The following is a 6,149-nucleotide window of genomic DNA, read 5'->3' on the forward strand; positions in this document are numbered from 1 at the left end:
ATCGAATGAAAATCTTAGTCACCGGAGCAGCTGGTTTCATTGGTGCAGCTGTATCGCAATACCTTATCAATCGTGGTGACCATGTTGTCGGGATTGACAACATTAACGATTATTACGATGTGAATTTAAAGCACGCTCGTCTAGACGAGATTAAATTATCTAATGCAGCTGGTTTATTTTCATTTATCGAGATGGGGGTAGAGGAGCGCGACAAAATGGTTGCGCTTTTTGAAGAGCACAAATTTGATAGAGTGGTGCATTTGGCTGCTCAAGCTGGTGTGCGTTATTCACTTGAAAATCCTAACGCTTACGTCGACTCAAATATTGTTGGCTTTGTGAATATTCTAGAAGGGTGTCGCCATAATAACGTCGAGCATTTGGTGTACGCGTCATCTAGCTCAGTCTACGGTGCGAATGAGACTATGCCGTTTTCAGAACAGCATAACGTAGATCATCAAGTTAGCTTGTATGCGGCTTCTAAAAAAGCTAACGAGCTAATGGCTCATACTTATAGTCACCTGTATAACTTGCCTACAACGGGGCTGCGCTTTTTCACTGTTTACGGGCCTTGGGGCCGTCCAGACATGGCGCTTTTCAAGTTCACTAAGGCTATTTTGGAAGGTAAAACAATACAGGTTTACAACTATGGTAACCACCGTCGTGACTTCACTTATATCGATGATATCGTTGAAGGCGTAATTCGCTCATTGGATAATGTGGCTAAACCTAATGAGAATTGGGACGGCGGCAATCCAGATCCAAGTACGAGTAAGGCGCCCTATAAGGTTTACAATATTGGTGCGCAAACACCAGTGCACCTTTTGAAGTTTATTGAAACCCTTGAGAGTGCATTGGGCATTGAGGCGAAGAAAGAACTTCTTCCTATGCAGCCTGGCGATGTGCCTGACACCTATGCTGATGTGTCGTCGCTCGTTGAAGATACTGGGTACCAGCCATCTACCGATGTTGAAACAGGCGTAAAAGCGTTTGTCGACTGGTATCGTGACTTTTATAAAGTGTAAGCGCTAGCGACTTATAATTACCTTCTGAAACCGTTAAAGTGCACTGCTTCTCATAAATCCCGCACACTTTTTGGGCAAGAACTCTTTCGTGGTTGCATAACCGAGCTCAAAAAGTGTGTTCTTAATTTCAGGTGTAAGCGAAAAATCTACCGCGGAAATCTCCCCGGTATTCACCACCACGGTATTGTGCCAATACTTCGCATTGACGTACTCCCTGGATATTGCCGTCATAAACGTGCGAATAAGCATGCTGACGTATTGGGGCAGTTGAAGTAAGTTCTTTTTAATGGCCTTGCGTTTTTGTTCGGTGCTTTGCAGTCTGAAGCATACTGATGGCGTGCCATCGCCTCGCCAATCTTCAAACAGCGCGTCTTCAGACAATATAGCGCCGTCTACTAGCAAGTGCTCTTTAAAGGGTTTGAATGAGAAGATGAGCGGTATCGACATAGAGTACCGCACTGCTTCTGACACTTTCATATCTGGAGAGGTTTGCTTGTTGAACAAAACTGGTCCGCCGCCGTTTACGTCGGTAGCGAGAATATGCAGGTTGAGTGGGAGGTCGGCAAACACTGCGCCTTCCAACTGTTCGTCAATCCATCGTTGAAATACGTCGCCAGAAGAAAGTCCGCCTTCCCGGAGTAATCTTACGAGTGAAAATTCAGTGAATTGCTTGAAATCAGTAACCAGTGCGAGCTCTCGCATTTGCTCCACTGTGTAACCTTTGGCGTAAAGCGAAGCGATAATCGAGCCACCTGATACACCCACTAAAGTGTCGAAGCCTACGTTCATGTCCTGCAGCGCTTTAATGATGCCGATATGGGCGCTCAATCTTGTTCCTCCACCTGAAAAGATGGGCACAATTTGCGTGACGTTCGCCTGTAATAAATTATTCGGTATTGCTGCCGAGGCTATCTGCATGTGCATACTCCAAACTAAGGAGGCTTTGCGCTAAGTGTTTAGTTCCAACGGAATAACAAACGCTGCGCCCCACACTATAAAAGCGTAGTTTACTCATGCATTATCAGCAAAGTATCAAGGGGGAGATAAGCGATATCTTTAGTCTAAAGTGTTGCCATATCACTACACAGTTCGCTTTTGAGTGAGTTTGCGAAGTGATTTCACGCGTCGCGACAATAAATGCAAACGCATTAGTAATACACCAGCAATAAATAAAAAGGCTCACTTCTGTTTACTAACAGAGTGAGCCTTATTCAAATGCGTCTGATGAGGCTTGAAACTAGCTAGCTAATTCTTTGGTGTTTTACCGTATGGAATATAGCTATTAGCTTCCAATTCTTAGCCCTCATATTTTGTACTAGCTCGCCGCAAGTTTTGCCTTCATTTCGCGGCGACGTGCGTGCAGTAAAGGTTCTGTGTAACCGCTAGGCTGCTCTTTACCTTTGAAGATTAGATCGCTTGCGGCTAAGAAACCAATTGAGCTGTTTAAATCAGGTGCCATAGGGATATACTCAGGATCCCCCGCATTTTGCTCATCTACTAAGACAGCCATACGAGCCAAAGACTCTTTTACCTGATCTACACTTACAATGCCGTGCTCTAGCCAGTTAGCGATATGCTGCGATGAAATTCGCAACGTCGCGCGGTCTTCCATCAAGCCTACATTGTTGATGTCAGGAACTTTCGAGCAGCCTACGCCTTGGTGAACCCAGCGTACAACGTAGCCTAAAATGCCCTGAACGTTATTGTCGATTTCACGCTTAATACTTTCACGCGTCAAAGTAGAGGCATCTTCCAACAATGGAATGGTAAGTATGTCAGCAAGGCCACTAAAGTTTTCATCTAGCGACTTTTGAACGTTAAACACATTTACATCGTGATAATGAAGCGCGTGCAGTGTTGCAGCAGTAGGTGAGGGTACCCAAGCAGTATTAGCGCCGGCCTTAGGGTGACCTATTTTGGCGGTCATCATATTTTGCATTTCGTCAGGTATTGGCCACATGCCCTTACCAATTTGCGCTTTGCCAGAAAGACCACAACGAAGGCCTACTGCGACGTTTGCAGTTTCATAAGCCTTAATCCACGCCATAGACTTGAGCGCGGCTTTTTCTGCAAAAGGACCGGCAAGCATTGAGGTATGAATTTCATCACCGGTTCTGTCTAAGAAACCCGTGTTAATGAACACAACGCGTGAAGTAGCCTCGGCAATACATGCTTGTAAATTGATACTTGTGCGGCGTTCTTCATCCATTATGCCCATTTTAAGGGTGTTAGCTGGAACATCGATAATCGCTTCGATAGCACCAAACAATGCGTTAGAGAATGCCACTTCTTCTGGCCCGTGCATTTTAGGTTTAACAATATAAATACTGCCTTCGCGGCTGTTTTTAAATTTGCTGTTTCCTAAAAGATCATGCTTTGCGATAAGTGAAGTGACTAAACCGTCCATGATCCCTTCTGGCACTTCTTCGCCGTCAAAGAGCATAGCATTGTTAGTCATAAGGTGGCCCACGTTTCTAACAAACATAAGGCTTCGACCAGAAAGTATTAGTTCGCCGTCTTTTAGCTTGTCTTGTGAAGCGTGTTTAGACGGCTGGTAGCTTCTATCGTCATGCATAGCGCGAACAAGCTGCTTGCCGCCCTTTGTCATTTCAATGCTTAGCGAGCCTTTCATTAAGCCTAACCAGTTGCTATACACCAAGGTTTTGTCTTCAGCGTCAACAGCAGCGACGGAATCTTCGCAGTCCATAATGGTGGTTAATGCAGCTTCAACCAGTACGTCTTTTACGTTTGCGGCATCGCTCTCGCCAATAGGGTGAGTCGGGTCTATTTGAATTTCAAAATGCAGACCGTTGTGTGCAAATAGCAGGCTTGACGGTGCGCTAATGTCACCTTGGTATCCTAGCCATTGCTCTGTGTTTGCTAAGGTGGTTTCATCGCCGTCGACAAGAGTTATCGCCAATTTACCTGATTCAATCTTATACTCAGTAACGTCAGCGTGGCTGCCTTTCGCAAGCGGTATCATGCTATCTAGATAGTCTTTCGCTTTCGCAACTACTTTGGCGCCGCGTACGGGGTTGTAGCTTTTTCCCGCTTCTGCGCCACCTTCATTGCTGATGACGTCAGTGCCGTATAGTGCGTCGTAAAGGCTTCCCCAACGGGCATTTACCGCGTTAAGTGCATAGCGAGCGTTGTTGATTGGCACGACTAACTGAGGGCCTGCCATTGTCGCTATTTCGGCGTCTACATTTTGTGTTTGTGCACTTACTTGTGATGGCTGCTCAACAAGGTAACCAATGCTTTTTAGGAAGTCGGTATATTCGTTTCCGTTTACCGGGTTACCAGCTTTATGATAATCGTCAATAGCGCGCTGAAGCTGTTCTCGCTTTTCTAATAGTGCGCGATTTTGAGGAATGAATTTTTCGAAGAGGGTTTCTGCACCTTGCCAAAAGGTGTCTTTATCTACGCCTGTGCCAGGAAGTGCCTGTTCATTAATAAAGTTATCGAGTTGTTCGGCAACCTGTAGTCGGCCTCTAGTAATATATCCTTGCATAACTACCTCTATACATTTGTCTGTTCACCCAGTGTAGTGTGTATAGAGATAGTTTTTTAATTTATGGTTTGTATTTCTGCCATATATTTTGTGAATGTTTAGCCCGCATTCATTTCGCTAGCTACATCGCTGATTAAGCGGCGCAACCAAATGTGACCTGCGTCATGGTGAAGTAGGGCACTCCACGCCATTTTCAGTGCAATAGGTGGTATGTCGAAAGGCGGCTCTTTAATCACCACATCTGGATCGTGTTTGAATAAACGCGCCGCTTTGCTTGGTAAGGTAGCAATAAGTTTCTGCTTTTTCGCAATCTGAAGCGCTGCATGGTAATGACGAGTAAATACGCGAATAGCACGCTGTTTTCCGATTTTTGTAAGCTCTGCGTCAACCCAACCCAGTTTTTGTACTTCATTTGGATCAATACCTACACCCACGCCAAACCCCGTTTTACTCACCCAAATATGCTGGGCACTCAAGTAGCCTTCTAGGTTGCATTTTTCTACTAGCGGATGGTCGGAACTCATTACGCAGCTAAAGGTGTCATACCAGATAACTTTTTGGTGAAATGACAAAGGCAGTTCTTCGAAGCGGTTAATTGCCATATCCACTTTACCTTGCTCGACATCGTGAAACGTCACGTCACTCGGCGTAATAAGATCAAGCGTAATATTGGGCGCTAAATCGGCCAGTCTTCCAACGAGTTCAAGTAACAAGGTACTCTCTGCATAGTCACTGGTCATAATGCGGAAAGTTCTGTCGCTGGTTAACGGATCGAAATCAGTCTCGGGCTGAATAGAGCTTTCCAATCGACTAAGCACATCGCGAATAATGGGTTGTAGCTCAAGCGCACGCTTGGTGGGGGTCATCCCATCGCTGGTACGAACTAAAAGCGGATCTTTAAATAGATCGCGAAGGCGCTTCAGGCCGTTACTCATTGCTGGTTGAGTAATGCTTAGCTGGTTTGCAGCTTTCGTTACACTTCCTTCGCGCAACAGCACATCTAAATAAACCAATAAATTCAGGTCGACCTTCGCTATATTCATTATTCTAATGCTCTTTTTAAACCTAATTAAACATAGCTATTATAAAGCTTTTTTATTTCAATGTCAGATAAGCGTTTAGTCTTAAATTGGCCGCCGTTATACCTATAAGGTATTGAAATATAGTTGGTATATTGTTTTTTTATGAAATTTAGAAAAATATGGCTTTTTTTGTTTTATGCAAAAAGCATAAGTGAAGTGAATGACGCGCACAAAAAAGGGCACCCGAAGGTGCCCTGTAGGAAAGGTTGGGATGCTTTCCGTTTAACTCATTGCCTGTTCACGTTATACGTCAAACTGGTTCATAGTGTTATCTTCACCAGACGCTTTTAGTGCGCCTTCGCCAGAGAAGTATTCTTTGTGCGTGTCACCTAGGTCAGAACCTGCCATCGCTTGGTGTTTAACGCACGCTAGGCCTTGGCGAATTTCTTGACGCTGAACACCGCGTACATAAGCAAGCATACCTTCTTCACCGAAGTAACCTTTTGCATGGTTGTCTACTGACAACCTTGCAATAGGTTACTTCGGTGAAGAAGGTATGCTTGCTTATGTACGCGGTGTTCAGCGTCAAGAAAT

The 6,149-nt window shown here is 44.8% G+C and carries 4 protein-coding genes and 1 pseudogene; 1 reads left to right on the top strand and 4 read right to left on the bottom strand.

All coding sequences use genetic code 11. From position 1 onward, the window contains the following. Nucleotides 1–5 precede the first annotated feature (5 nt). Nucleotides 6–1,022, top strand: coding sequence for an NAD-dependent epimerase (locus tag QVA83_RS09195; protein WP_287498385.1), 1,017 nt, complete (start codon nucleotides 6–8; stop codon nucleotides 1,020–1,022). 33 nt (nucleotides 1,023–1,055) lie between these two features. Here the strand turns inward: QVA83_RS09195 and QVA83_RS09200 are convergent, their stop codons facing one another. From QVA83_RS09200 to QVA83_RS09215, 4 genes and pseudogenes are all read right to left on the bottom strand, one after another. After that, nucleotides 1,056–1,940 carry a patatin-like phospholipase family protein gene (locus QVA83_RS09200; RefSeq protein WP_014977059.1) on the bottom strand — a complete coding sequence of 295 codons (885 nt, stop codon included), beginning with the start codon at nucleotides 1,938–1,940 and terminating at the stop codon, nucleotides 1,056–1,058. Nucleotides 1,941–2,337: 397 nt separating this feature from the next. Continuing rightward, complete coding sequence (locus QVA83_RS09205) at nucleotides 2,338–4,533, bottom strand: malate synthase G (RefSeq protein WP_287498386.1); 2,196 nt, start codon at nucleotides 4,531–4,533, stop codon at nucleotides 2,338–2,340. Nucleotides 4,534–4,631: 98 nt separating this feature from the next. Further along, complete coding sequence (locus QVA83_RS09210) at nucleotides 4,632–5,576, bottom strand: LysR family transcriptional regulator (protein WP_049587990.1); 945 nt, start codon at nucleotides 5,574–5,576, stop codon at nucleotides 4,632–4,634. A gap of 282 nt (nucleotides 5,577–5,858) precedes the next feature. Continuing rightward, nucleotides 5,859–6,086, bottom strand: a pseudogene (locus QVA83_RS09215) (isocitrate lyase); the annotation flags it as partial. Between the last annotated feature and the right edge of the window lie 63 nt (nucleotides 6,087–6,149).

Origin of the sequence: Alteromonas sp. AO-Serp (genome assembly GCF_017849675.1) — a bacterium.
GTDB classification, from domain to species: domain Bacteria; phylum Pseudomonadota; class Gammaproteobacteria; order Enterobacterales; family Alteromonadaceae; genus Alteromonas; species Alteromonas macleodii.